Origin of the sequence: Micromonospora sp. NPDC049900 (assembly GCF_044461025.1) — a bacterium.
In the GTDB taxonomy this organism is placed as follows: Bacteria; Actinomycetota; Actinomycetes; order Mycobacteriales; family Micromonosporaceae; genus Micromonospora.
Map to the genome: position 1 here is coordinate 169,671 of NZ_JBITKM010000007.1, position 26,046 is coordinate 195,716.

Below are 26,046 nucleotides of genomic sequence, written 5' to 3' on the forward strand. Positions count from 1 at the left end.
GACGTCGCCCGGGCGGGTCGGATGCCCCCGTGCCCCGCCGTGCGGCGAGGCGCGGGGACCCCCCGTCCCGGCTACTGCAGGAATGCCCCGAGGGGCGACAGCAGCAACCGACCGAGCGCGGCGGCCGTCTGGTCCAGCCGCGCGCGCTCGCGCTCGTGTCGATGCGGGTCGTGCCGGCATCGCCAGATCCGTTGTGCGTTGCGCCAGGCGACATCCCGGGTGTACTCGATCAGCTCACCCTGGTACCAGTCGTCGATGTCGCCGTTGACCATGTCGATGAGCAGTTGCCACTGCTCCAGGTAGCCCCGGCGCAGGCCGGGGATCTTGTCGGCGAAGATCTTGTTGATCTCCAGGTAGTCGCGGTGCTGGTCGCTGCCCTCGACCGGCTCCGACTCCAGGTAGTCGAACGTGGTGACCAGCGCGAACGGCAGGTCGAAATTGATGTGCGCGTTGACGCCGGCCGCCGCCGACGGCAACGGCCGGGCGTCCGGTCCGCGCATCCGCTCGAACAGGCAGGCCCACGCCTTCGGCGTACCGGGGCTGGCGTCACTCCACATCCGCAGGGCGTCGAAGTAGCGGGCGGCGAACTCGACGTCCAGCCGGGACAGGAAGACCGGGTCGATGAACCGGTCGGCGTAGAGGCCGTCCAACACGCTCGTGGTGATGGTGAGGTAGAGCTTGTTGAAGTCGGCGAGCGGGCAGCTCTCCAGCAGCGGTGGCAGCCGGACCAGCATGTCCTGGAGCTTGGTCAGGTGGTCGACGACGGCGGGCACGTCGGCCGGGTGATCGGCGAGCAGGTCCACGATGTCCCGGTGCACTGGCCCCCAGACCGGTTCACTCACGCTGCCCCCTCGCTGCTCCCGGCGCCGCGTTCCGACGCCGGGCACAGCCTTTCAGGCGGGGGCACCGCCGACATCAGTAGAACTACGTATCCGACACCGACACCCGGCTACGCAGGAAGATGGCGCTCGCCTGCACCCGGGTACGTACGTGGAGCTTGTCGAAGATGTGCGAGACGTGCACGCCGATGGTCCGCTCGCTGATGAACAGCCGCTGGCCGATCTCCTTGTTGGTCAGCCCCTCGGCCACCGCGGCGAGCACCTCGCGCTCCCGCGCGGTCAACGCGGCCAGCTCGTCTCCGGCGCCGGGCGGCGGCTCGACCTGACCGGAGGCGCGTTCCTCCAGCTCCACCCGGGCCCGACCGGCGAGGGTACGGATCTCCTCGGTGAACGGCACCGCACCGAGGCCCTGCGCCGCCTGGTACGCCTGCCGGAGCAGTCGGCCGGCGGTCGCCGTACGGCGGCGGCGGGCCAGCAGCGCCTCGGCCTGGCGCAGCCGCGCGTAGGCCGCCGGGTACGGGTGGTTGCGGCGGTCCCACTCGGCCGCCGCCCGCGCCCACAGTTCCGGGTCGCTGTCGTCGAGCCGGCTCACCTCGGCCGCGCAGAGTGCCAGGTAGCCGTCGACCACGTCGCGCACCGGCCGGGCCGCCGGAACACTGCGCCCGGCCACCCGGTCGGCGATCTCCCGTAGCCGACGTACCGCGTTCTGGTCGACGGCGACGGTGCGGCTGGCGTGCGCCTCGGCCTCGGCGCGCAGCCCGTGCCAGACCAGCACGGCGAGGATCACCAGGTCGTCGGAGCGGGTCTCGGTCAGGCCCCGCTGCACCGCGTGCCGGGCCACGTCGTGCCGCCCCTGCCACATCGCCAGACCGGCGCGCAGGGTGAGCAGTGGGATGACGTGCCGGGCACCGCCGCCGGCCAACATGGTGGCCGCCGCGTCCAGGTCCCGGTCGGCGGCCTCGACGTCGCCGTACCCGACCGACAGCTTGCACCGGGCCAGCAGCAGCTCCACCGCGTCCGCGCCGGACGGGCGGTGCCGCAGCGCCGCCGCGATGACCTTCTCCGCCTCGGCCCACTGCCCCACCCGGAACAGCCCGTTGGTGGCGATGGCCAACAACCGGGTTTCGTAGGCACGCCCCAGTCCCAGCTCGGCCACCCGCTCGGCACCCCGGCGGGCCACCACCACCCCCTCCTCGAGGATGTTCAGCGGCCCGGTGAGCAGCTCGGCCAGGTGCAGGTAGGCGCGCGCCACGTCCTCCGGACGACCGGCCCGCTCGGCGGTGTCCAACGCCCGCCGCAGCACCGCCAGACCGGCGTCCGGATCCTCCAGGTACGCCTCGGAGAACCCCAGCGCCGCGCTGGCCAGCACCACCTCCGTGGTGGCGCCCTCGACCTGCTCCGCCAGGGCCAGCGCCTCCCGCGCCCGCTGGCCCGCGTCGGCGTACCGGCCGAGGTACACCAGCAGGTCCGCCAGGTGCGCGGCGGCGGCGGCCCGCTGGCGGGGTGTGCAGTCGGCGGTGTCCAGCGCCTGCTGGTACTCCACCTCGGCCAGCGCCGACCGTCCGGCGGCGGCCAGATACCGCGCCCGCCGGATGTGCAGCTCGCAGGCGGGCAGGTCGGTGTCGGTGTCGGCCAACTCCTCCAGCAGCGCCAGCGCCCGGGCGTACTCGCCGCTCTTGTGCGCGGCCTCGGCGGCCTGACCCAGCAGCGTCGCCCGGTCGAACCCGGCCCGCCCCTGACTCAGTTCCACCGCGACCGACCAGTGCCGGTGCGCCTCGGCGTAGCCGTACAGCCGCTCGGCCTCCTCGGCGGCGGCCACCGCGGCCGGCAACGCCCGCTCCGGTTCGCCGGCCAACCGCCAGTGGTGCGCCAGCCGCGCCTGGTGCAGCTCGCCCGGCGCGGCGGTCAGCGCCTCGGCGTAGCGCCGGTGCAGCAGGGCGCGCTCGGCGGGCAGCAGCTCGTCCTCCAGCACCTCGGCGACGAGCCGGTGCCGCAGCCGGTAGCCGTCCTCGGAGCCGACCAGCAGCCGGTGCGCGACGGCGGCCTTGACCGCGACGAGCAGGTCCTGCTCCGGCAGCCCGACCACCTCGGTGAGCAGCCGGTGCTCGACCGGCTCCACTCCGGCGGCGACCGCGTGCACGGCCTGGTGCGCCGGTTGCGGCAACGCGTCCACCCGGGCCAGGAACACCTCCCGCAGCGTGTCGGACAGGTCGTCACGGCCGTCGCGCAGATCCCGGGACAGCTCCTCCACCACGAACGGGTTGCCGCCGCTGCGTTGCCACAGCCGGTCGGCCGCCTCGGGCGCGAGCGGGGCCCGGACGATCGCCGCGGCGAGTTCCTCGGTGGCGGCGCGGTCCAGCGGCGCCAGGTCCAGCACCCGCACCGACCGGAGCCGACGCAGCTCGGTGAGCACCCGCCGCAGCGGATGCGCCCCCTGCAACGACTCCGACCGGACCGCCGCCAGCACCGACAGTTGCAGGTCGCCCAGACCGGCGAGCAGATAGAGCAGCAACTGGCGGGTGGTCCGGTCGACCCACTGGAGATCGTCGAGCACCAGCACCAGCGGACGACCACCGGCGATCACGCCGAGTCCCCGGGAGACCCGCTCCAGCAGCGCCCCGGCACCGTCCGGCCCGGTCGCGCCCTCGGCGAACACCCCGAGCAACGCGCGCACCGACGCGGTGGCAGCCGGCGGGAGGTCGGCGTCGAGACGCCGCAGCGCCTGCCGCAACGGATGCAGCGGCGAGGCGTCGCCGATGTCCAGACAGGACCCGGTGAGCACCAGCGCCCCACCCGCGCTCAACTGCCCGCCCACCTCGTGCAGCAGCCGGGTCTTGCCCACGCCGCTCTCGCCGGTGAGGAAGACCCCGGCCGTGTTTCCCGGCGCCACGTCGTCGAGCAACGCGGCGCGTACCGTCGCCACCAGGTCGGCCCGACCGACGAGCGGTGTGGTGTCCACGTCGCTGGCCATGGCTCGCAGCCTAGTCACAGCCGCCGCCCCCGTTCTACCGCCGCCGCGCCGCCCCTCCCCCACTCGCGTCGACATTGCGACCGAAGGTTGCGCTCGGCCGACATACGTCGTTCTGCCGATCCGCCGTCGGACCGGGGATGACAGTCTCCGGGACATCGTTGGCACGTACGGGGGGAGAGGCAGGTGCGATCTCGATGCCCATGTCGATCGTCGCAGGTCAGCCGAGCCAGCAGCGGCGCTGGCCGGTAGCCGAGGAACGCCGGACGGTGACCGTCCTCTTCGTCGACATCGTCGGGTCGACACGTCTGGTCGACCGACTGGACCCGGAGGACGTCCGCACCCTGCAACGCGTCTACTTCCGCACCGTAGCCCGGGTGCTGCGGCGCTGGGACGGTGTGGTGGAGAAGTACGTCGGTGACGCGGTGATGGCGCTGTTCGGCGCCCGGGCCGGGGACGGCCTCGAGGCGTACCGGGCGGTGCGGGCCGGGCTGGAGGTCCAGCGGGACCTGGACCGTCGGCCGCTGGCCGCCGCACCCGGGCTGCGGGTCCGCGTCGGGGTGGCGACCGGCGAGGCGGTGGTGGATCTGGCCGCCGGGCGTGACGGCGGGCACGGTATGGCCAGCGGCGCGGTGCTCACCCTCGCCGCCCGCCTCCAGGGACACGCCCCGCACGGCGGGGTGGCGGTCTGCGAGGCCACCCACCGGGCCGTCGCCGGGCTGATCGCGCTGCGCCCGGTGCCGGCGGTCACGGTCAGCGGCAAGGCCCTGCCGGTCGGCGTCTGGCACGCCGTGGGCACCGTGGCGCCCCGGCCGCCGCGCCACGACCCCCCGCTGGTCGGCCGGCACCGGGAGCTGGCCGCCGTACGGGAACAGCTCGCCGAGGCGGTACGCGGACGCGGCGTACGTCGGCTGTGGCTGACCGGTCCGTCGGGCAGCGGCCGGAGCCGGCTGCTGCGCGAGCTGGCCCGCAGCACGCCGACGCTGGACGGGATGCCGGTGCGGTGGTGCCTCACCGCCTGCCCGCCCTACCCGGACGGGCCGCTGGCTCCCGTCGTGGAGCTGGTGCGGACGCTGGCCGGCAACCGTGCTCCCGCCACCACCGGCGGGCTCCGCGACCGGCTGGCCGCCGCCCTGGGCGGGTCGGTGCCGGGCGCGCACCTGACGGCGGCACTGGACACAGTGGACGACCTGGTCACCGGCGCCGGTGGGGCCGCCGGAGCCCGGGCGGCGATGCACTGGCGGGACGTCCTGCTCGGGCTGGCCCGCCGACAGCCGGTGGTGGTGGCCGTGGACGACCTGGACCGGGCCGCCCCGGCGCTGCGCCGTCACCTGGACGCCCTGGTCGACCTGGCCACCGCGGACGGCCTGCCGCTGGTGCTGGTCGGCACCGGGGCGGGCGTCGCCTCCACCCGACCCACGGCCCGGGTCCGGCTGCGCCCGCTCGACACGGTGACCACCGGCCGACTGCTGCGGCGGCTGCTGCGCCGGGCCGGTCAGCCCGCCACACTGGTGGGACGGCTGATCCCGCTGGTGGGCGGCAACCCCGGACGGGCGGTGGCGTACGTGCGGTCGCTCGCCGGGGCGGACCCGGCGCGGCTGCCGGTGCCGGAGAGCATCCGGCGGGCCGCCGGAGCGCGACTGGACCGGCTCGACGGCACCCGGCGGGCCGCCCTGATGGCGGTCGCCGCCCTGCCGGCCGGCTGCCCGGTGGCGGACCTGGCCCGCGCACTCGGCTGGGCCGCCGCCCAGGTGGAGACGGCCCTGCGCACGCTGACCGGGGCGGGCCTGCTCGTCCGACTGCCCACCGGCGGGCACGCGTTCGTCGACCCGGCGCTGCGTGAGGTCGCCGTCGCCCGGCTCCCCCGGGCGACCCGGGCCACCTTCACCAGCCGGGCCGGTGTGCTGCCCCCCGACGCGCCACCGGCACCGGCTGCGGTCTCGGGGGCGTCGACGCCGGTGGGGCCGGTGGGTTCCGGAGCGGCCCGGCCGCGACCGGCGGCGGGACCGGTGCGGCCGGCGTCAGCGATCGGCCAGGAAGGACAGGGCGCGCTCCCAGGCGAGCGCGGCGGCGGCCGGGTCGTGGTCGGCCGTGGCCGGATCGGTGAACAGGTGGCCCGCCCCCGGGTAGCCGTACACGGTGACCCGGGCTCCGGCGGCGGTCATCTCCCGCCGCCACTGGTCGACCTCGTCGGGCGGGTCGTAGGGATCCGGCTCGGCCAGGTGCAGCTCGACGGGCAGCCCGGGCCGGACGTCGGCGGGCGCACCGCCGGTGCCGTGCCAGAGCAGCAGGCCGCCGCTGTCGGGGCGGTCGGCAAGCATCGCACCGGCCACCCCGGCGCCCATCGAGAACCCGGCGAGCACGGTGTCGGGCGGGAGCCCGTCCAGTGCGGCCCGGGCGCGGTCCAGCACGGTCTGCTGCCCGATCCGGTCGAGCAGGGCGAAGCCCTCGTCGACGGTGCCCACGGCGGGCACCCCGTACAGGTCGGGCGCGTGCACCTGGTGTCCGGCGGCGCGCAGCCGATCGGCGGCGTCCCGCACCGCGGGCCGCAGCCCGTACACGGAGTGGAAGAGTGCGACATGTCCCATTCGCTCATCGTGCCGGACGGCACCGACACCTCCGGCCCGGCACGCACGGGCACCCCGGTCAGTCTCGGCCGACGCCGTCCGGTCCGCCGGCCGGTGCCGCCGAACCCGGTCCGTCGTCCGGCCGCGCCGGAGCCGTTACGCCATCCCGGGCACCGGCGTCCGGCCGGAGGACCCGGCTGTGCCCCCGGAACTCGGCGATTACCTGCCCGTCCGCGCGGCTCACCGTGACGTCGTAGATCCCGCTGCGGCCGTACCGGGTCCGTTCCGTGGCCCGGGCGACCAGCAGGTCCCCCTCGCGGGCCGGACGGAGGAAGGTGATCTCGCCGCCGGCCGCGACGGTGGCCGGGCCGTGGCTGTTGCAGGCCAGCGCGAAGGCGGTGTCGGCGAGCAGGAACACGAAGCCGCCGTGGGCGATGCGGTGGCCGTTGACCATGCTGTCGGTGATCCGCATCCGGGCCACCGCGCCGCCGTGGGCGGCGCTGACCAGCTCGATGCCCAGCCGGTTCGAGGCGACATCGGCCTCGAACATCTCGTGCGCGGCGGTACGCGGATCCACCTGGCTCCCGACTGGTCGGCGGGGCTCTGCGCCCCGGGGAACCGCCATCATGCCACCGCCCACCGGGTCGGCCGCGTGCCGGTTGCACGACGACGACCGGGCCGGATCGGTGTCCCCGATCCGGCCCGGCACTGATCATCGCTCCGCCATTGTCTCGCAGTTGCACATTCTTGGCAACAAGGCTGGACACCGACCCGCCAATGTAACTAGCCTGATCGCTATGAGTCCTTACATCACCGATGCCGCCGCATGGCAGGAGAGCTGGGACCGGCAGCAGGAGGCGTACCTGCCGGACCGGGAACACCGCTTCACCACCATGCTCGACGCGGTCGAGGCGGTCCGCGACACCACCGCGCCGCGCCTGCTGGACCTGGCCGGCGGCACCGGCACCATCTCGCTGCGCGCGCTGCGCCGCTTCCCCGACGCCGAGGTGACCCTGGTCGACCTCGATCCGGCCCTGCTCGCCCTCGCCACCGCCTCGCTCGGCGACCGGGCCACCATCGTCACCGCCGACCTCAGCGGGCCGGGCTGGGTGGACGCCCTGCCGCACCGGGGCTACGACGCGGTGCTCACCGCCACCGCGCTGCACTGGCTGCCCGCCGACCGGCTGACCACCCTCTACGCCGAGGTCCGCGAGCTGCTGCGCCCCGGCGGCCTGCTGGTCAACGCCGACCACATGCCCGACGACACCCTGCCCGAGCTGACCAAGCGCCTGCTCGCCCGGGCCGAGGCGCGCCGGACGGCACGGTACGCGGCGGGCGCGGTGCCCTCCTGGGCGCAGTGGTGGGAGCACGCCGCGCAGGACCCGGACCTGCGGCCGCTCGTCGAGCGTCGGCACGCGATCTATCCGACGGGACACAGCCCGGAGTGGAACCCCCCGGTCTCCTGGCACCTCGGCGCGCTCTCCGCAGCCGGCTTCACCGAGGTCGGCACGCTCTGGCGCGGCGGCGCGGACGCGGCGGTCGTCGCCGTCCGGTGACCACCCGCGCGGCGGCCGCCGGACGGACCGCTCAGCGGGCCCGACGTTCCGGGTGCGCCCGGTTCCAGGCCCGCATCCGTTCCGGATAGCCGACCTTGGTCGCCTCGTACAGCGGGATCGCGTGCTTACGGGCCATCCTCCCGGCGGCCCGGGGCGTCCCGGTACGCCGTCGGATCCACTCGCCGTCGTGGGCGATGGCGACCACCGTGGTGTCGGTGGCGGTGGTCTCCGGTTCGAGGTAGAACTCCACCCCCTGCCGGCTGGTCGCGAACTGCTCCAGCGAGGCGAGGTCCTCCGGGGTCGCCTCGCGGTCCAACTTCGTCGGGGTGCCCTGTGCGGCCTGGGGCCGCCGGCTGAACCAGCCCATGCCCGGCTCCTCTCCTCGGCGTACCTCCCAGTGCAGCACCCGGACCTGGCAGTTGCCTGGACGGCCGGTGTACGGGCCCTGGCCGCTACGCCTCCGGCCGGGAAGAACCGGCCCGCTCCGGCTCCGGGGCGCCCGACCGCTCCGGCTCCCCCGTGGTGCCGGAGACGGGCGGGCGGGTGACCCGTACCAGCAGCAGAGTCGGCAGCAGCAGCAACGGCACCACCAGCAACGCGTGCAGCGTGCCGATCCGGTCGCCGAGCAGCCCCAGCAACGGCGGGCCGGCCAGGAACGCGGTGTAACCGATCACCGCGACCACGCTGACCCGGACATGGGCGTGCTCCTCCTCGTCGGCGGCGGCGCTCATGCCGACCGGGAAGCCGAGCGAGGCGCCGATCCCCCACAGCACCACGCCGACCACCGCGACCGGACCGGAGCCGGCCAGGATCGCCACACCGGCGCCGACGATGGCGAGCAGGATGGTCACGGTCAGCACCGGCACCCGCCCCCACCGGTCCAGGGCCACCGTGCCGAGCGTGCGGCCCACGGTCATGCCGGTGACGAAGACCGCGAAGACCGCCGCGCCGGCCGCCTCACTGAAGCCGTACCCGTCGATGAAGGCGACCGCGATCCAGTCGTTGGCGCTGCCCTCGGCGAACGCCGCCGCCAGCACCACCAGACCGATGAGCAGGGTGCGCGGTTCCCGCCAGGCGGCGAGCAGGGACTTCCGACCGCCACCGGAGCCCTCGCCCTCCGCACCGGGAGCGGCGGGCAGGAACGCGCGGGCGCCCAGCAGCGTGCCGCCGAGCACCACCGCCGCCAGCGCCCCGAGGTGGACGGCGATCGGCAGGCCGAGCCGGGCGGCCCCGGCGCCCAGACCGGCACCGGCCACCGAACCGAGGCTCCATGCCGCATGGAACCGGGGCATCACCGTCCAGCCCAGTCGGCGTTCGACGATCGCGCCCTCGATGTTCATCGCCACGTCGCAACTGCCGGAGCCGTAACCGAGCGCGAAGAGCCCCACCGCCACCCCGGGCAACGAGCCGACCACCGCCGACACCCCGGCCACGCTGAGGCCGAGGGCGACCACGGTGGTGGAGAACACCACCGCACGGGCCGCGCCGAGACGCTGGGTGAGCAGACCGGCGGTCGGCATCGCGACGATCGCGCCGATGGACATGGCGAGCAGGAGCAGGCCGAGCCGACCGGGGCTGAGTTCCAGTCCGTCACGGACCGCCGGCACCCGGGAGAACCAGGTCGCGACGGCCAGTCCGTTGAGCGCGAACACCACCGCCACGCCGTTGCGGGCGGCCAGCACCGCCCGGGGCGGACCGGAGGAGACCGGCGGTGTCGCGGGGGTGCTGATGGCGGGATCCATGGAACTTCCCGGTCCTTCCGACGGCGGTGGGGGCGCAGGCAACGATCACACACCTGGGAGCGCTACCACCACAATCCACCTCCGGTCCTTACCCCTGGACCTCCGGCGAGGCATGATGCGGGTGGGAGCCCGCGTACCAGGCGGGCCGAGGGCAACGGGGAGAACACCATGACCACGGCACGCCGGCCGGCAACCCTGGACGACGTCGCCCGGGCCGCCGGAGTCTCCCGCTCCACGGCGTCCCGGGTCATCGCGGGCACCGGGTTCGCGTCACCGACCGCCCGGGAGCGGGTACGCACCGCCGTGGACGAGCTCGGCTACGTACCCAACCCGGCCGCGCGGGCGCTGGTGCGCGGCACCGGCGTACGGCTGCTGGTGGCGGTGGCCGGCACCGACCCGGCCGTGCTCGACGACAGCTACGTCGACCAGGTGCTCGGCGCCACCGCGCGGGTCTGCGCACCGTACGGTCTGGGCGTCACCGTCGACTGGGTGCCGCTGCACGCGCCGGAGCGGCTGGTCCGGCTGACCGACGACCGGGGGGTGACCGGGCTGATCCTGGTCAACACGACCCCGGCGCTGCTGGATTTGGTACCGCGACGGTTGCGCGGGCGGGCGGTCTCGATCGGGATCGGTTCGGGCACCGTGCCGTCGGTGGACATCGACAACGGCGGCGCCACCGAGGCCATCGTCCGTCACCTGTACGCCAGTGGTCGCCGCCGGATCGCGATGGTCACCGGCCCCCCGTGGCTGACCTGCGCCAACCGCTCGGTGGACGCGTACCGGGGGCTGATGCGCGACGCGGGCCTGCCGGCACGCGAGGTGATCGGCGACTTCTCCGTGGAGCGGGGCCGCGCCGCCGCCCGAGAGGTGTTGAGCCGCTGGCCGGACACGGACGCGATCGTCGGGATCAGCGACGCGACCGCGCTGGGCGTGATCGGTCGGCTCCGGGCCGACGGCGTACAGGTGCCCGGTGACGTCGCGGTGACCGGCTTCGACGACATCCCGCTGGCCGCCGTGGCGGCGCCCGCCCTGACCACCGCCAGCCACCCGGTACGCCAGATCGCCAGTGCCGCCGCCACCATGGTGCTGGAGCACCGGCACGCACCGCTGTGCACGCGCTTCCCGTCGGCGCTGGTACGCCGGGACAGCGCCTGACGGCCGAACCTTTCAGGATATCCATTTCGGAGGTACGCGGCCTCGGCCGAATGTGACGGGAAAGCGGTAAGATCGGCGACTGCCATCTGACTGATCGCTGACTGATGGCTCGGGCGGCGAACGCACAGACTGAGCCCATGAAATCGGGGCCCGGGCGCACCAGGATACTCCGCGGCGCGGCGTGTCTCGTCCTTCTGGCGATCCTTTCCGGCTGCATGCAACTCAACGCCGGACTGACCGTCAACGCCGACGACACGGTCAGCGGACAACTCCTGCTGACCGCCGAGCGCAGTGTGCTGACCGCGAACAACAGGACGGTCGAGGCCGGCTTCGCCGAGCTTCGGCAAAACATCCCGGCGCTGCCTCAAGGCACCGAGACCCGGTACGAGGACGCCACCCACTACGGTTCTCAGATCAACTATCGGAATGTGCCGCTCGATCGGTTCGACAGCGAAAGTCTGAGCATCGTCCGGCAGGGTGACGACCGGTACGTGTTCACTCTTCCACTCGACCCGAAGAGGTACGGCGGAAAAGTGGCCGAGCAGAATCCAGCGAATCAGGCGCACTTCATGACGCTGATGTCGTTCGAGATCTCGGTGACGTTCCCCGGACGCGTCCTGGACGTCAGCACGGGCGGTCAGGTCAACGACCGTACGGTCACCTGGCGGGTCGCCCGCAACCAGCCGAAGCCGCCCGAACTGCGGGCGGTGGCCGAGGCACCGCCCCGACCGTCCGCCCCGGCGGAGGACGAGGACACCGGCGGGGGCTTCCCGTGGTTGCTGGTCGGTGCCGGTGCGGTGATCCTGCTGCTGGTCGCGGTGATCGTCGTACTGCTGCTGCGCCGGTCCGGCCCGGGTCCGGCCGATGGCGGCACGCCGACGCCCGGCGGTGCGGGCGGCACCCCGGGCATCCCCGGTCCGGCACCGCACACCACGACCGGCGGTGTGCCGGGCTCCGGCTGACCCCTGGGTCATCCGGCACCGCCGCCCGCCGAGCGGGCGGCACCCCATCCCACCCCGCACCACGCGAGACCGAAGGGGGATCGGCGATGAACGATCTCTTCACCTGGGCGGCGCTGGGCAGTCTCACCGGCGCGAGCGCCGCGACGCTGCTGGCCACGAACGTCATCGGCGGGCTGATCGGCCCGAGTGCCGACACGGCACGCAAGTGGATCGCGCTGGGCATCGCCCTGCTGCTGTCGTACCTCACCGCGGCCTTCGCCACCGAGGCGGGCGCCGAGAAGTGGATCATCGCGTTCTTCAACGGGCTGGTCGTCTTCTCCGCCGCCCTCGGCGTCAACCAACTGCCCCCCGGCAACCGGCAGGCGACGCCGACCCGGCTGGCGCAGGGCACCGAGCCCCGCTTCATCCGCTCCTGGGCCTAGAGGAGAACTGTCATGGCCATCTTCGGAGTCATCAGCGCCGCCGTCCACGTCGCGGCGGGCGCGGTCCTCGGCCTGCTGCTCGGCGGACCCGTCGGGCTGCTCGTCGGTGCGGGCGTCGGCCTGGTCGTCGGCATCGTCTTCGGTTGGACGATCACCTCGGCCCGGGTCTACGGGACCGACGCCCGAGGGATCCTCCTGTTCGTCGTCGACCACAGTTGGAGCCTGCTGAACACGGTGGTCGGCGCGTTCTACCTCACGGTGCACCTGGTCTTCGGTCACTCGCTGGACCGGGCCACCTCGCAGCACAGTTGCCGGGTCAACGTGGTGGAGGGCGTCTCGCCGCGCTACGCCACCACGCTGGGCACGGTCTGCGCCGGCTCCGGGCCGGGCATCCAGCGCCACGAGGACGTGCACATCTTCCAGGCCCGGCTGCTCGGGCCGCTCTACATCCCGCTGGTCGTGGCCAACTACGTGCTGTTCACCGTCGCGCCGGTGTGGCTGCTCTACCACGACCACACCGGTGCGCCGATCAACCGCTTCACGCGGTACTTCGAGATCGGCGTCTACCCGCACGTGTGGAACGAGGCCATCGCGTACCGGATCCAGGGGACACCGCCGAGATGACCGGAGGTGGTCCGATCGAGACGGCCACCGCCGAACTGGCGGACTGGCTGGCCGGGGCGGCGGGTGACGCCGTCCCGGTCGGTCCGCCCGGGCCCGGCCCGGCGGCGGGCGGGCTGACCCTCTGGCCGCTGGAGCTGCGTCCGGCGCGGCAGACCCGGGGCAGCGGCGGACCCGAGCCGTACCGGCTCGTCGCCCGCTACCTGCTCGCGGTCGACGGGCCGGAGGCGCTGGCGAAGCTGGACCGGGTGCTCGTCGCGGCCACCGGACAGAGCGGACACACGCTGGTGCTGGAGGCCGGGGACCCGGCGCTGTGGGTGGCGCTCGGCGTGCCGCCCCGACCGGCCCTGTTGATCGACGTACCGGTGCAGGTCACCCACCCGCACGAGCCGGCGCCGCCGGTGCTGCGCCCGCTGCGGCTGCGGCAACTGGAGATGCTCACCTTCGACGGCCGCGTCGTCGGTCCCGCCGACCAGCCGCTCGCCGCGATGCGGGTGGAGGTCGTCGGTCAGCCGTACGCGACGCGGACCGATCCGGCGGGACGGTTCCGGGTCGTCGGTGTGCCGCACGACCCGCAGCAGCCCGGGACGGTACGGCTCCGGCTCACCGGTCGGGGTCAGGTGCTCACCGCCGAGGTGGACCCGACCGACCCCGACATCGTCATCGTCTGCTCGCCACCGACCCGCTGACCCGACCCGTACGGGAGGACCGATGCCCAGCTACTTCTCACCCGGGATCTACGTCGAGGAGGTGCCTGCCGGTGCCCGGCCGATCGGACCGGTCGGCACCAGCACGGCAGCCTTCGTCGGCGTGGCACCGGACCGCACCGCCCGTCTCGGCGAGGCCCTCGCCGTGAACAACTGGACCGAGTTCCTGCGCCTCTACGCCGACGGCGACGAGTTCGAGAGCACCCCGCTGGCCCGCGCGGTCTTCGGTTTCCTCGACAACGGCGGCACCCGCTGCTGGGTGGTCAACGTCGGCGAGGGTGGCGCGCTCACCGGCAGCGGACGCCAGCGCGGCGGGCTGGACCTGCTGGAGGCGATCGACGAGATCTCCATCGTGGCCGCGCCCGGCTTCCACGACCCGGTCGCGCACGAGGCGCTGCTGGGCCTGGCCGAGCGCACCCGCACCATGGTCGCCATCTGCGACCCGGCCCCCGACATCGACGACATCTCGACGCTGACCCGGGTGGCCACGGCCGGCTCCGGCCGGGCGGCGAAGCCCGGTGACGGCGGCGACACCACCGTCAGCAGTTCGGGCGGTACGGGCGGCGGGGCGAGCGGGTCGAGCGGTGGCCCGACGGCGCACCGGCCCCGACAGTCGGACTTCGGCGCGCTGTACTTCCCCTGGCTGCGGGTGCGTGACCCGCTCAGCGGCGAGCTGGTGCTCACCCCGCCGAGCGGGCACCTGGCGGGCATCTGGGCCCGCACCGACGCCCTGCGCGGCGTGCACAAGGCACCCGCCAACGAGCCGGTGCGCGGCGCCGTCGACCTGGGTCATTTGGTCACCCGCTCCGAGCACGACGTCCTCAACCCCAAGGGCGTCAACGTGATCCGGTACTTCCCCGGCGAGGGCATCCGGGTCTGGGGCGCGCGTACGCTCGCCGCCGAGGCCAGCGAGTGGCGGTACCTCAACGTCCGGCGGCTCTCCATCGCCATCGAGCAGGCCATCGCCAACGGCACCCGCTGGATGGTGTTCGAGCCCAACGACTACACGCTGTGGCGCTCCATCCGCCGGGACATCGGCGCCTTCCTGACCCGGGTGTGGCGCGACGGCGCACTGCTGGGGCGTACGCCCGAGGAGGCGTTCTTCGTCAAGTGCGACGAGGAGACCAACCCGGCCGACGTCCGCGACGCCGGGATGGTGGTCGCGCACATCGGCATCGCGGTGGTCAAGCCCGCCGAGTTCGTGGTGTTCAAGCTGAGCCAGTGGGCCGGCGGCACCGAGACCGAGACGATTGGAGGCTGACATGCCGACCACGGCCACTCCGCAGCCGGGCGCCCCGGTCGACCCGTACCGGGCGTACAACTTCAAGCTGCTGGTCAACGGGGTCACCAACGGCCACTTCACGGAGGTCAGCGGCCTGGACGTGAACATCCCGGCGCAGCCGTACCGGGAGCAGGGCAACGACCGGATCCGGATGATCCCCGGTCAGGTCGAGTACGGCCCGGTGACGCTGCACTTCGGCCTGACCGCGTCCCGGGAGCTGTGGGACTGGGTGCACACCATCGCCCGGGGCACGAGCGACCGCCGCAACGTCTCGGTGGTGCTGCTCGACTCCGTCGGCACGGCCGAGGTGCTGCGCTGGAACCTGCTCAACGCCTGGCCCACCCGATGGCGCGGCGCGCACCTCAACACGCTCGGCCAGGAAATCGCCATCGCGGCGCTGACGTTGCGCTACGAGAGCCTGGAACTGGAGACCGGCGGTGCCGCGCCCACGCCCGCGTAGCTGGGTCGCCGGTCGGCTCCGCTCCGCCGCGCGCGCCGTGGACCGTTTCGCCGGCCTGGTGGACACCGCCCCCGACGGCGCGCCGGGCGACGGGTGGCGGGGCGGCGTCGAGGGCGACACGGTCGGTGGCCCGCGTGGCAGCGCGCGTGACAGCGCGATCGGCGGCCCGCGTGGCGACGCGGTCGGCGACGCGGACCACGGTCCTGACGCCGCCGCGTCGTCGGACGGGTGGAAGGCGGTCGCGTACCGGCATCCGGAGCGTCCCCCGGAGCACTGGCTGCGGCTGATCGCGGCCCACGCCCCGGGGCTGCTCCGCGACCTCGCGGCCGAGTTGCCGGCGGGCGCTCTGCCGGCCGAGCGCGAGGAGTACGCCGACGACCCGCACCGGGTGGCCGAGGGAGCGGTGGACGGGACCGATCCGTGGGCCGGGCGACGGCCGCCCGGCGACGGCTGGGGCGACGGAAGCTCGTCGCCCCACGCCGCGTCGCCGGGGACCGACCGGTCCTCCCCCGCCCCCTTTGTTCTGCTTCAACCGACGCAACCCCCCGGATTCCGCGGGTCAGCCGTTGCGTGGAGTGAAGCAGAGCAAAGGCGCGGCGCAGGGGTACCGTCCGGTGCGGCGGACCCGCGCCGGGAGGTTCCGGCGGCACGCGATCACGGCGCACCGGGAGGCCGGCGCGCGGTGAGCGGGGCCGGCGCACCCCGGACGGGCTCCACAGCGGACAACGCGGGCACGCCGTCTGCGGTGAGTGGGGCGGACACACCCGGAACAGGCTCGACCGTAGCCGGGGCGTACCCACCCGGAGCAGCGTCGACGGTCAGCGGGGCGCCCACACCGGGGGCAGGGCCGCTGGTCAGCGGGGCAGGGGCACCGGGGACACGGTCGACGCCGAACGGGACGGGGGCGCCGGGGGCGGGGGCACCGGGGGCGGGGGCACCGGGGGCGGGGGCGTCGGCGGCAGGGGCGGTGCCGAGTGGGGCGGGCCCGGGCCCGGCGGTGGGCGACGCGACGATCCCGTGGGCGGGCGGACGTGGGCACCACGCGGATTCGGCCCACGGTCGGGCGGACACAGCGCCCACCGGCACCGGGGTGGCGGGCGCCCCGGGCCGTCGGCTGGTCGAGGGAGGCGACCGCCAGCGCGCGGACGCTCCTGCGGACGCCGCCGCCTCGTCGCCCGGCTTCGGGTCGGCGACGGATCGCGCACGGCCGGCGACGGATCGGCGGCAAGAGCCGGGATCGGTGCCGGGCCGGAACAGGGCGGTGCTGCGGCTGGTCGACTCCGCCCCGGACGACCCGTCGTCGCCGGGAGCGGGGCGGGAGGCGTATCCGGCGCGGACGTACCCCTGGACGGCCGGCACGGTCGGCGGGCTCGGCAGCGGCTCGGACGTCGACGGGCTGCGGCATCCGGCGCGGTCGAGTGCGCTCGGGCCCGACGGGGCCCGGCACCCTGGACGGTTGGGGGCGGCAACGGGTGGGGACGAGGCGTACCGGGCGGCGGGTGGGGCCGGTCTGTCCGGGAGGGGCGGCGAGGTCGGGCGGCGGCGCGCGGACGGCGCGTTCGGGGACGGGCTCTGGCCCGGTGCGGGACTGCCGGCCGGTGCCGGTCAGCGGGTGCCGTCACGCGGACCGTGGCCGGACCTGGGCGCGGGCCGGGCGGGTGACGGGGACGGCCGGGCGGGTGACGGGCGGGACACCTCCGACCCGTGGCCGGCGTTGCCGGACGACCGGGCGCTGTGGGTGGTCCCCGGTCCGGAGGACGCCGCCGCGAACCACCTGCGTCGACTGGACCGGGAACAGGCGGGCGGCTGATGGAACGGGTCGCCTTCCTCGTCGACGCCACCGGTGAACGCGTGGACTGCCTGCTCAACCCGGAGACCGTGCAGGTCAGTCGACTGGCCGGGGTACGGCACCGGGGCAGCGCGGGCAGTCAGCTCACCGGTGCCGGGCTCGCCGACGACCCGCTGGTGTTCACCGGTGGCGGGCGGACCGAACTCGTGCTCGACCTGCTCTTCGACACCGACTTCGCGGAGGGGCAGGTCCGGCCCGCCGACGTGCGCGCGCTGACCCGTCCGCTGTGGATGCTGGCGGAGAACTCGGCGGTCGAGCACGGCTGGGTCCGGCCGCCGCTGGTACGGCTGGTCTGGGGCAAGACCTGGAACGTGCCGGGGGTGATCGTGGCGGTGGCGGAGCGGTTCGACGCGTTCACCGCGACGGGATCGCCGCGCCGCTCCTGGCTGCGACTCAAGCTGGTGCGGGTCGCCGAGGACGCCACCCGGGCCGACGAGGGCTTCGCCGAGGAGTTGGCCGAGGCGCAGACGCCGGCCGTCGCGCCGGGCACGGCCCTGGTCGCCGCCGGTGACGGCAGCACCACCGCCGACTCCACCGGCGTCCGTTTCGACCTGCTCGCCCACGACGCGCTCGGCTCGCCACTGCGCTGGCGGCTGCTGGCCGAACACAACCGGATCACCGACCCGCTCGCCGTGCCGCCCGGCACCGTGCTTGCCGTGCCGCCGCTGCCGGGGACCGTCGCCGCCCCGGGTGACGGGGCATGAGCGGCGGCGCGCCCCGGGCGCTGACCGTGCTGCTCGACGGCGACCCGTTGGCCGGTCGCGGCGTCGGGCGGGTGCTCTCGGCCCGGGTGGCGGCTCGACTCAACCGGCCCACCCAGTGCGAGGTGGCGCTGGTCACCGGGCCGGGCAGCGCCGCACCGCCGGCCACGGCGCGGATCGGCGCACGCCTGGAGGTACGCCTCGACGGGCAGTCGGCGGCGCTGTTCGGCGGCGAGGTCACCGCCGTCGAGGTCGAGTACGCCGCCGACGGCGCGGCGACCCTGCGGATCCGGGCCTACGACGCGCTGCACCGGTTGCGCAAGCGACAGCGGCTGCGGGTGTTCGAGTCGGTGACCGCCGCCGAGCTGGCCGCCGACCTCTGCGCCGACCTGGACCTGCGGGTCGACGCCGAGGTCGACGGGCCACGGCTGGACCGGTTGCCGCACCACCGCCCGAGCGACCTGGACCTGCTGCTGGAGGTGACCGGTCGGGCCGGGCTGCACCTGAGCGTCGACGACGACGTGCTGCGCCTGCTGACGCTCGACGGCTTCGGCGCGCCGATCCCGCTCGTGCTCGGCCGCGACGTGCACGGCCTGCGGCTGTCGGTGAACGCGGACACCGCCGTGGGCGAGAGCGCCGCGCTGGGCTGGCACCCGCAGCGGGCCGAACCGTTCACCTCGCAGGCCGGGGCGCCCCGGTGCGGGCGGGACACGCCGGTGGACCCGGATCCGGCCGACGTGGGCGCGGACGGCACCCGGACCGCGCTGGACCAGCCGGGACGCAGCGACGACGAGATCACCGCGCTGGCCCAGGCCCGGCTGGACGTCCGCACGGCGGCGCTGGTCACCGCCGAGGGCACCGCCGAGGGGAATCCCGCGTTGCGGCCCGGCCGGCGGATCCGGCTGACCGGGGTCGTCGAGCCGATGGCCGGCACGTACGTGCTGACCGAGGTGGTGCACACCGTCGACGCCGACGGATACCTGAGCCGGTTCTCCACCGTGCCGCCGCCGGCGCCGCCGGTCGGGCCGCCCGCCCCGGCGGTGGTCACCCTGGGCACCGTCACCGACGTGGCCGATCCGGACGGGCTGGGCCGGGTACGGGTGGAACTGCCCGCGTACGGCGGGGCGGACGCCGGGTGGCTGGCGGTGCTCTGCCCGGGCGCGGGCCGGGGCAAGGGACTGGTGGCGCTGCCCGATCCGCAGGACAACGTGCTGGTGGCGTTGCCCGGTGGTGAACCCGCGTCCGGGGTGGTGCTCGGTGCGCTGTTCGGTGCCGTCACGCCGTACGACACCGGGGTGGACGACGGACGGGCCCGGCGCTGGTCGCTGCGGACCTCGGGCGGCCAGCAGGTGGTGGTCGACGACGTGGCCCGCAGCCTCCGGTTGAGCACCGACGGCGGTAGCTGGCTGGAGCTGACCCCGGACCTGGTGACCCTGCACGCCGCCGCCGACCTGGTGCTCTCCGCCCCGGGCCGGGCGATGGTGGTGCGCGCCCGCAGCGTCGACTTCCTGCACGCCGAGGGGCCCGAGGACCCGGGCACCGCCGCCGAGCGGGCCCGCAGCCTGGCCCGCGCCCATCACCGAGGAGGTGGCTGATGCGCTGGATCCATCGGGACTCGGTGATCAGGTGTAACCACGACGGCCTGGTCCGCAACGAGGAGTCGCAGCGATGGGTGCGGGTGGTCGGCGTACCGGTGCTGGTGGCCGACGACCCGACCGACCGCACGATCGTGGCCTGCCCGAACTACGGCACGACGGTCAAGCCGTGCACAAAGACCGAGCCGGTCCGGGTCGGCTACAGCGACTTCGTCCGGGTGGACGGTCACCGGGTGGTGCTGTCGCACCTGGAGGGCTTCACCGACGGCAGCCCGCCGGGCCAGTTCCGGTACCGGGTGCGCGATCCCCGGCAACCGTTCCTGGGGGCCGACCGGTGAGGGCGATCCGCTTCCTCGGCGCGGGTTTCGACGCCGGTCGCAGTGGTGGGCTCGGGCTGACCGCGGCCGGCGGGCTGGCCATGACCGACGGCGACGAGACGGTACGCCAGGCGCTGTTCCTGCTGCTGTCCACCACGCCGGGCGAGCGGCTGATGCGTCCCGGGTACGGCTCCCGACTGCACCGGCTGGTCTTCGCCCCGAACGACGACACGACCGCCGGGCTGGCCATCCACTACGTGCGCGCGGCGGTCACCCGCTGGGAGCCGCGCATCGACGTGCTCGACGTGGACGCCGGGCCGGACCCGGACGACCCGTGGCGGCTGGTGATCCGGCTGGACTACCGGATCCGGGCCAGCCTCACCCCCGGGCAGTTGGTCTTCTCCGTGGACCTGCTGCCCGCCGACGACGACCCACCGGGGCCGACCCCCGACCCTGCCGCCGACGCTGAGGAGGGGCGATGACCCTGCCCGTGCCGCACCTGGACGACCGGACCTTCCTCGACCTGGTGACCGAGGCCCGGGAGCGGATCCGGCAGTCCTGCCCCGGCTGGACCGACCTGTCCGCGCACGACCCGGGCATCGCCCTGCTGGAGGCGTTCGCGCACCTCACCGAGGTGATGATCTACCGGCTGAACCAGTTGCCGGAGAAGGCGTACGTCTCCTTCCTCAACCTGCTCGGGGTGGTTCGGCACGCCCCGTCGGCGGCCTGGGTCGACGTCCGCTTCACCCGGACCGGCGCCGACGACGAGGCACTGCGCATCCCGGCCGGTACCCGCGTCGCGGCGGCGCGCGGGGCCGACCCGCGACCGGTCGTCTTCGTCACCTGCGAGCCGGCGCTGCTCGCCGCCGGCCAGCGGGAGGTGACCGTACGGATGCACCACTGCGAGCCGGTCGAGGCGGAACTGCTCGGCGTCGGCACCGGCGCGCCGGGTCAGGTGCTGCGGGCCGGACGGGCCCCGCTGGCCCGCACCGCCGAGACGCTGGACCTGCTGCTCGGCGTCGAGGTGCCGACCGGCTCGGTGGAGTTGGGCGCGGCAGCCCGCGAGCACGAGGGACGCACCTTCGAGATCTGGCGGGCGGTGGACAGCTTCGCCGGCCTCGGGCCGCAGGACAAGGCGTACCTGGTGGACCGCTGCTCGGGCACGGTGACCTTCGCCCCGGCGCTGGACCTGCGCGGGCCGGACCCCGCCGGTGACGACGCCCCGGTCGCGGCGGTGCCACCGGCCGGTCGGCAGGTGCGGCTCTGGTACCGGGCCGGTGGTGGCACCGCCGGCAACGTGGCGGCCGGGACGCTGACCAGCCTGCGGGACCCGCTGCCCGGGGTGAAGGCGGTCAACCCGCTACCGGCGGCCGGGGGCCGGGAGATGGAGGCGATGGAGTCGGTGCTGCTGCGCGGCCCGTACGCCTTCTTCGCCCAGCAGCGCGCGGTGACCGCCCGCGACTTCGAGGTGCTGGCCACCGGCTCCGGCGGGGTGAGCCGGGCGCGCGCCTTCACCCGGGCCGCCGTCTACAGCTTCGCCCGTCCCGGCGAGGTCGAGGTGGTGCTGGTGCCGTACGTGCCGGACGACGCCCGGCCCGGCGGGCGGCTGCCGGTGGCGGTGCTGCGCGGGCACGAGGTGGAGGAGGCGCGGCTGCGGGTGGAGGCGGACCTGGAACGTCGCCGCTCGCTCGGCACCACCTGCCGGGCGAGTTGGGCGCGGTACAAGGCGGTGTCGATCCGGGCCCGGGTGGTGGTCCGCCGGGAGGAGGACGCGGAGGCGGTGCGACGGCGCATCCACGACCGGCTGCACCAGACGCTGAGCCCGCTGCCCACCCCGTTGAACCCGGCCGGCTGGGCGTTCGGTGAACCGCTGCGGGCCTCCAACGTGTACCGGCTGCTGGAGCACGCCGAGCCGGGGGTGCGCTACGTCGAGTCCGTGCGGTTCGTCGTCGACGAGGCCCCCGACCAGCAGGTACGCACGCTCGCCGCGGACCAGTACCAACCCCGCACCTGGTACGCGGGCAGCGGCCCGGTGCTGTTCCGCTCCACCAACGCGGGTGCCGGATGGGAGCCGGCGGGCCGGTTCGACGGGGAGACCGTACAGCGGGTGGCGCCCGCGCCCGCCCCGGTGCGACCCGGCATCGTGCCCCGGCCCGGTTCGGTGGCGGTGGCCACCGTGCGCTCCGGCGGCGGCTCCCGGGTACACCTGAGCGCCGACCTGGGCGAGACCTGGTCCCTGCTGGCCGACCTGGACTCGCGGATCAGCGACCTGGCCTGGATCGACCGGGACGGCGCGGGCGCGCTGCTGGTCGCCACCGACACCGGCCTGTACGAGGTGTCGCTGCTGCCCGGCGCGGTGCCGTTGCAGATCCTGGTCGATCCGGCCGACGCCGACCGGGGCTTCTACGCGGTCCGGGCGTTCGTCTCCGAGCGCGGCGCGCCCGGGGTGGCGGTGGCCGCGCAGGCCGGGTTCGGGGTCTACCTGTCCGGCAACGCGGGCCGCCCCGGCAGCTTCGCCCACGTCGGCCTCGCCAACGTGGACAACCGGCTGCTCGCGGTGCAGTACGACGGCCCGGCGACGCTGCTGTGGAGCGGCGCCGGGGAGCCGGACCCGAAGAAGCCCGGGCAGGGCTGCTTCCGCGCCCGACTGTTCGAGTCCGACGTGAAGTGGCAGGCGATGCAGGCCGGCTGGGTCGGCGGCACCTGCCGGGACCTGGCCTTCAGCGGCACCCTGGCGCTGGCCGCCACGCAGAGCGGCGGGGTGTTGCGGCTGGACACCGTCGCGGCGCAGCCGCAGTGGGCGTCGGTGTCGGTCAACTGCGGGCTGCCGCTGCGCGACCGCACCCGGTTCGTGCCGGTGGACGCGATCGCCGCCACCGCCGGCACGGATCGGCTGGTGCTCGCCGGTGGCGAACGCGGTGTGCACCGCAGTGGTGACGCGGTCGACTGGTCGGCCAGCGCCAACCAGGCCACCGCCGACGTGGTCACCGTCCCGGACACCTGGCTGCTCTGCTCCGGCGAGCACGACATCGAGGTGGTGCGGCAGGATGCGTCGACCGGCCATTGAGCGGCTGCTGCCCGCCGCCTATCAGCGCGCCTGTGTGCCGGGCAGCGTGCTGTGGGCGCTGCTGGACGTGATGGAGGCGCTGCACGCGCCGGACGAGGCGGTGCTGGCCGAGGTCGACGGGCTGTTCGCGCCGTACCGGGCGCCGGACGGCATGGTGGCGTACCTGGCCGGGTGGGTGGCGATGGACCACGTGATCGCCGCGCCCCGGCGGGACGCCCCGCTGCCGCTGCCGGCCAGTCGGCTGCGTGACCTGGTGGCGCACGGGGCGGCGTTGGCGACCTGGCGGGGCACTCCGGAGGGGCTGCGCACCGCCCTGGAACTGGCCACCGGGGTCACCGGGTTCGTCCTCGACGAGCCGGCCGACCGGCCGTTCCACCTGGTCGTCCGGGTGCAGGCGACCGCTGCCGACCAGCTCGCCCTGGTCAGCCGGATCGTGGCGGCGGAGAAGCCGGCCGCCGTGACCGCCGAGGTCACCGTCGTGGCGGACGCACCGGCGGTCGGCCGGGCCAGTGTGCCGTCCCCCTCCCCCGTTCCCACCGTGCCCGATCCCGCTCCGGAGGAGCCGTCATGACCACCGAATGGACCGTCGTCGCCGCAGCCGAGCAGTTCACCCTGGACGCCCGCAACTCCGGGGAGCTGACCTTCACCGTCTCCAACCCGGGACTCGCGCCGGACACGGTGGTGTTCGACGTGGCACCGGGCGAGGGCACGCAACGCTCCTGGTTCACCGTGGCCGAACCGCAGCGGGTGGTGCCCGGGCAGGGCTCGGTGTCGTTCCTGGTCCGGCTGGCCGTGCCGGCGGGCACGCCGCCGCGCCGCTACGACATGACCGGGTTCGCGTACTCGGCGAACACCGCTCCGGAGGAGAGTTCCCGCTCCAGCGGTCGGGTCACCTACGAGGTGAAGGCCGTGGCGCCGCCGAAGCGTACGCCCTGGCCGTGGATCGCCGCCGCGGCGGCGTTGGTGCTGGTGGTCTCGGCGGTGGTGGTGTTCCTGGTGGCACGCGACGACGACCCGCCGCCGCAGGCCCGGGTGGTGACCGTCGAGGCGGAGACGCTGGTGCCCGGTGCCCGGGTCGAGTCGCCGAGCGGCGCCGCGCCGACGGTGGCGGTGCAGCCCAACTGCTGCGAGGTGACGTGGTCGCAGGACAACCAGTTGTTCTTCCTGGGCCGGGCGATCAACGACCGGGTGACCGTGACGGTGGAACTGCCCGCCCAGGCCGTCTGGCAGTTCTCCACCGTGCGGACCACCGCTCCCGACTACGCCAACACGGTGTTCCTGATCGACGGTCGGCAGGTCGGTGATCCCTTCATCGGCTTCTCCCCCACGGTCCGGATCACCGACTGGGTCGACGTGGCGCGGGTGCCGCTGGCGGCGGGCCCGCACCAGATCACCCTGGTGGCGATCGGCAAGACGCAGAGCACCGACCGCTACTTCGCCGGGCTCGACGCGATCCGCTTCACCGAGCTCCCACCGACCCCCTGACCCTGGTTGATCAAGAGATTCGCGTCAGCTCAGTCCCTGTTCCCGACGCAAACCTCTTGATCGACGCGGAGAGAACCGGAGAGAACGCGGAGTGAGCAGCGATGGCGGCGTGCGACGGAGTGGGGGTGGGGTGGTGACGGGGCGGCAGAAGGTGCTGTTGGTGGCGCTCGGGGTGCTGGTGGCGATCCTGTTCGTGGTGGCGGTGGGGGCGGGGGGCGGTGATCGGGGGGACCCGTCGGCGCGCCGTGGGTTGGTCGACCTGCTGGGGCGGGCCGGCGGTGGGGCGCAGGCGGTGGACCCGGCCACCGTCGACGCGGACTGTGCCGAGGCTGCCGGTCGGCTGGCCGTGGACGGCGACTGCGAGCTGCGGGTGGCCGACCCGGGTGGGCTGCGCACGCTGATCCTGCGCGGCCCGGAGGCGTTCACCGTCGAGGCGCCGGCACCGGGGGACGCCGAGTTCACCGTCGAGGACGACGTCACACCGGCCGACGACGGTACCGGCGCGGTGGCCCGGATCGCCGTGGACCGGGCCACCACGGTACGGGTGAGCTGCTCCGGCGGCTGCCCGATCACGATCGCGCGGGACTGAGGCGGGGAGGCCGGGATGGGCGCGTTACGCAAGCCGTTCCTGCTGCTGGCGATGCTGGCGCTGGTGCTGGCGGTGGGCGTCGAGTGGGGTGCCGGGCTGCTGCTGGGCGGCGGTGACGCCGGTGCCGCGCTGGCCGACAGCGCCGGTGACCTCGGGGTCGAGGTCGGTGACGTGAGCGGGGTCGGCGAGCCGTCCGGCCGGGGCACCGGCTATCTGGTGCTCGTCGACGCGGCGGCGCTCTGGACGACCGGGCTGTTCTGCCTGGGGCTGGTGCTGCCCGAGCGGATCCACGGCCGGGTGCAGGGCGTCGCCACGCTGATCTTCTCGATCATCCTGATCATCGGGGCGTTCGTGGCGTTGATCGTCGCCTTCGTCGAGCTGATGGTGATGGTGTCGTTGTTCCTGGCCCCGCCGTTCGGCACGCTGGCCTACCTGGCCCTGTGGGGGTTCTTCCCGGTCGGGGACGCGGCCGTCCTGCTCGGTCTGGCGTTGCTGCTCAAGCTCGCCTGGGCCGGGCTGCTGGTGCTGGCGCAGCCGAAGTTCCTCCAGAACAAGGGCCTGGTCCTGCTGATCCTGACCAGCCTGCTCTGCACGGTGCTGCTGGAGTTCCTGCACAACCTGGTGCCGGTGATCCTGGTGAGCATCCTCGACGACCTGGGCGCACTGCTCTTCGCGATCATCGCGATCGTCTGGGCACTGGTGCTGCTGATCGGCGCGATCCCGGCGATCGTCAAGGCGCTCCGGGCCACCGCCGCGCTGCGCGCCGAGCCCGATCCCGACCGCTAGGGCCTGTTTCGTGAGGGCGGCCAGTCCTGATGAGGCAGGCCCTGGGTGCGCGGGGCGGATATGGTGGTGAGGTGATCGGGCTCGGCATGATCTGGTACCTCGTCGGCGTACTCGCCGACGTGGGTGCCTCCAGCATGCTGTCCGGCACGGCCGCGGCGACCGGTGTGCTCCTCACCGTCGTGCTCGCCGCCGCGAACCTGGTCCATCGGGTGGTCACCGCCCCCGACCTGCGGATCACCCGACGACTGCTGCGGGAACGCGCCGGGCGCACGGGTGTGCCCCGACACCGCGATCCGGACGCCGCCGGCCGGGCCCGCCCCAGGGCACCGACCGCGACCCTCGTGGTCGCCTGAGCCCTCGCTGCACTCCATCCCTG

24 protein-coding genes and 2 pseudogenes are annotated in these 26,046 nt (G+C 74.6%); 20 read left to right on the forward strand and 6 right to left on the reverse strand.

What is annotated here, in order from left to right:
- Positions 1-71 precede the first annotated feature (71 nt).
- Together ACIBMZ_RS18095 and ACIBMZ_RS18100 are read right to left on the reverse strand one after the other, a co-directional pair.
- A complete protein-coding gene (locus ACIBMZ_RS18095; protein WP_396695108.1) occupies positions 72-842 on the reverse strand; it encodes a DUF5995 family protein in 771 nt (256 codons plus the stop codon).
- Between the two features lie 82 nt (positions 843-924).
- Positions 925-3,810 (reverse strand): helix-turn-helix transcriptional regulator, encoded by a 2,886-nt coding sequence (locus ACIBMZ_RS18100; protein ID WP_396695110.1) that lies wholly within the window; start codon positions 3,808-3,810, stop codon positions 925-927.
- Positions 3,811-4,010: 200 nt separating this feature from the next.
- Here ACIBMZ_RS18100 and ACIBMZ_RS18105 point away from each other — a divergent pair.
- Positions 4,011-5,180, forward strand: a pseudogene (locus ACIBMZ_RS18105) (AAA family ATPase); the annotation flags it as partial.
- Positions 5,181-5,828: 648 nt separating this feature from the next.
- Here the strand turns inward: ACIBMZ_RS18105 and ACIBMZ_RS18110 are convergent.
- Both ACIBMZ_RS18110 and paaI read right to left on the reverse strand, forming a co-directional pair.
- Complete coding sequence (locus ACIBMZ_RS18110) at positions 5,829-6,395, reverse strand: dienelactone hydrolase family protein (RefSeq protein WP_396695366.1); 567 nt, start codon at positions 6,393-6,395, stop codon at positions 5,829-5,831.
- Positions 6,396-6,561: 166 nt separating this feature from the next.
- Positions 6,562-7,002, reverse strand: a pseudogene (gene paaI, locus ACIBMZ_RS18115) (hydroxyphenylacetyl-CoA thioesterase PaaI); the annotation flags it as partial.
- A 169-nt stretch (positions 7,003-7,171) separates the two neighbouring features.
- Between paaI and ACIBMZ_RS18120 the strand changes: the two are divergent.
- A complete protein-coding gene (locus tag ACIBMZ_RS18120; protein WP_396695112.1) occupies positions 7,172-7,930 on the forward strand; it encodes a class I SAM-dependent methyltransferase in 759 nt (252 codons plus the stop codon).
- Positions 7,931-7,961: 31 nt separating this feature from the next.
- Here the strand turns inward: ACIBMZ_RS18120 and ACIBMZ_RS18125 are convergent, their stop codons facing one another.
- Both ACIBMZ_RS18125 and ACIBMZ_RS18130 read right to left on the reverse strand, forming a co-directional pair.
- Positions 7,962-8,297, reverse strand: coding sequence for a hypothetical protein (locus ACIBMZ_RS18125; protein ID WP_396695114.1), 336 nt, complete (start codon positions 8,295-8,297; stop codon positions 7,962-7,964).
- A gap of 85 nt (positions 8,298-8,382) precedes the next feature.
- A complete protein-coding gene (locus ACIBMZ_RS18130; RefSeq protein WP_396695368.1) occupies positions 8,383-9,660 on the reverse strand; it encodes an MFS transporter in 1,278 nt (425 codons plus the stop codon).
- 180 nt (positions 9,661-9,840) lie between these two features.
- Here ACIBMZ_RS18130 and ACIBMZ_RS18135 point away from each other — a divergent pair, with 180 nt between their 5' ends.
- The 18 genes from ACIBMZ_RS18135 (at position 9,841) to ACIBMZ_RS18220 (ending at position 26,023) form a co-directional block, all read left to right on the forward strand.
- Complete coding sequence (locus ACIBMZ_RS18135; RefSeq protein ID WP_396695116.1) at positions 9,841-10,827, forward strand: LacI family DNA-binding transcriptional regulator; 987 nt, start codon at positions 9,841-9,843, stop codon at positions 10,825-10,827.
- Between the two features lie 215 nt (positions 10,828-11,042).
- Positions 11,043-11,789, forward strand: a complete 747-nt coding sequence (locus tag ACIBMZ_RS18140; protein WP_396695118.1) for an LppM family (lipo)protein — start codon at positions 11,043-11,045, stop codon at positions 11,787-11,789.
- Positions 11,790-11,875: 86 nt separating this feature from the next.
- On the forward strand, positions 11,876-12,211 hold the full coding sequence (locus ACIBMZ_RS18145; protein WP_396695120.1) for a hypothetical protein: 336 nt from the start codon (positions 11,876-11,878) through the stop codon (positions 12,209-12,211).
- Between the two features lie 12 nt (positions 12,212-12,223).
- The gene (locus ACIBMZ_RS18150; RefSeq protein WP_396695122.1) at positions 12,224-12,835 is read left to right on the forward strand and encodes a glycine zipper family protein; all 612 of its coding nucleotides are present in this window, start codon (positions 12,224-12,226) and stop codon (positions 12,833-12,835) included.
- Positions 12,832-13,521, forward strand: coding sequence for a carboxypeptidase-like regulatory domain-containing protein (locus tag ACIBMZ_RS18155; protein WP_396695124.1), 690 nt, complete (start codon positions 12,832-12,834; stop codon positions 13,519-13,521). Before ACIBMZ_RS18150 ends, ACIBMZ_RS18155 begins: the two co-directional genes overlap by 4 nt.
- A gap of 22 nt (positions 13,522-13,543) precedes the next feature.
- Complete coding sequence (locus ACIBMZ_RS18160) at positions 13,544-14,800, forward strand: phage tail sheath family protein (RefSeq protein ID WP_396695126.1); 1,257 nt, start codon at positions 13,544-13,546, stop codon at positions 14,798-14,800.
- Position 14,801: 1 nt separating this feature from the next.
- Positions 14,802-15,281, forward strand: coding sequence for a phage tail protein (locus tag ACIBMZ_RS18165; protein WP_131054719.1), 480 nt, complete (start codon positions 14,802-14,804; stop codon positions 15,279-15,281).
- A gap of 1,240 nt (positions 15,282-16,521) precedes the next feature.
- Complete coding sequence (locus tag ACIBMZ_RS18170) at positions 16,522-17,091, forward strand: hypothetical protein (RefSeq protein ID WP_396695128.1); 570 nt, start codon at positions 16,522-16,524, stop codon at positions 17,089-17,091.
- A complete protein-coding gene (locus tag ACIBMZ_RS18175) occupies positions 17,091-17,834 on the forward strand; it encodes a hypothetical protein (RefSeq protein WP_396695130.1) in 744 nt (247 codons plus the stop codon). The genes ACIBMZ_RS18170 and ACIBMZ_RS18175 overlap by 1 nt, the downstream gene beginning before the upstream one ends.
- Complete coding sequence (locus ACIBMZ_RS18180; RefSeq protein WP_396695132.1) at positions 17,831-19,426, forward strand: phage baseplate assembly protein V; 1,596 nt, start codon at positions 17,831-17,833, stop codon at positions 19,424-19,426. The genes ACIBMZ_RS18175 and ACIBMZ_RS18180 overlap by 4 nt, the downstream gene beginning before the upstream one ends.
- Complete coding sequence (locus ACIBMZ_RS18185; protein WP_396695134.1) at positions 19,426-19,764, forward strand: hypothetical protein; 339 nt, start codon at positions 19,426-19,428, stop codon at positions 19,762-19,764. The genes ACIBMZ_RS18180 and ACIBMZ_RS18185 overlap by 1 nt, the downstream gene beginning before the upstream one ends.
- On the forward strand, positions 19,761-20,225 hold the full coding sequence (locus ACIBMZ_RS18190; protein WP_396695136.1) for a GPW/gp25 family protein: 465 nt from the start codon (positions 19,761-19,763) through the stop codon (positions 20,223-20,225). Before ACIBMZ_RS18185 ends, ACIBMZ_RS18190 begins: the two co-directional genes overlap by 4 nt.
- Positions 20,222-22,810 carry a putative baseplate assembly protein gene (locus tag ACIBMZ_RS18195; protein ID WP_396695138.1) on the forward strand — a complete coding sequence of 863 codons (2,589 nt, stop codon included), beginning with the start codon at positions 20,222-20,224 and terminating at the stop codon, positions 22,808-22,810. Before ACIBMZ_RS18190 ends, ACIBMZ_RS18195 begins: the two co-directional genes overlap by 4 nt.
- Positions 22,791-23,381 carry a phage tail protein gene (locus ACIBMZ_RS18200; RefSeq protein WP_396695140.1) on the forward strand — a complete coding sequence of 197 codons (591 nt, stop codon included), beginning with the start codon at positions 22,791-22,793 and terminating at the stop codon, positions 23,379-23,381. Before ACIBMZ_RS18195 ends, ACIBMZ_RS18200 begins: the two co-directional genes overlap by 20 nt.
- Positions 23,378-24,295, forward strand: a complete 918-nt coding sequence (locus ACIBMZ_RS18205; RefSeq protein ID WP_396695142.1) for a hypothetical protein — start codon at positions 23,378-23,380, stop codon at positions 24,293-24,295. The genes ACIBMZ_RS18200 and ACIBMZ_RS18205 overlap by 4 nt, the downstream gene beginning before the upstream one ends.
- 133 nt (positions 24,296-24,428) lie before the next feature.
- Entirely contained in the window at positions 24,429-24,884 is a 456-nt protein-coding gene (locus ACIBMZ_RS18210; RefSeq protein WP_396695144.1) for a hypothetical protein, read from the forward strand.
- A 15-nt stretch (positions 24,885-24,899) separates the two neighbouring features.
- A complete protein-coding gene (locus ACIBMZ_RS18215) occupies positions 24,900-25,670 on the forward strand; it encodes a hypothetical protein (protein WP_396695146.1) in 771 nt (256 codons plus the stop codon).
- 29 nt (positions 25,671-25,699) lie between these two features.
- Positions 25,700-26,023 carry a DUF6412 domain-containing protein gene (locus ACIBMZ_RS18220; RefSeq protein WP_396695148.1) on the forward strand — a complete coding sequence of 108 codons (324 nt, stop codon included), beginning with the start codon at positions 25,700-25,702 and terminating at the stop codon, positions 26,021-26,023.
- The last annotated feature ends 23 nt before the right edge of the window (positions 26,024-26,046 follow it).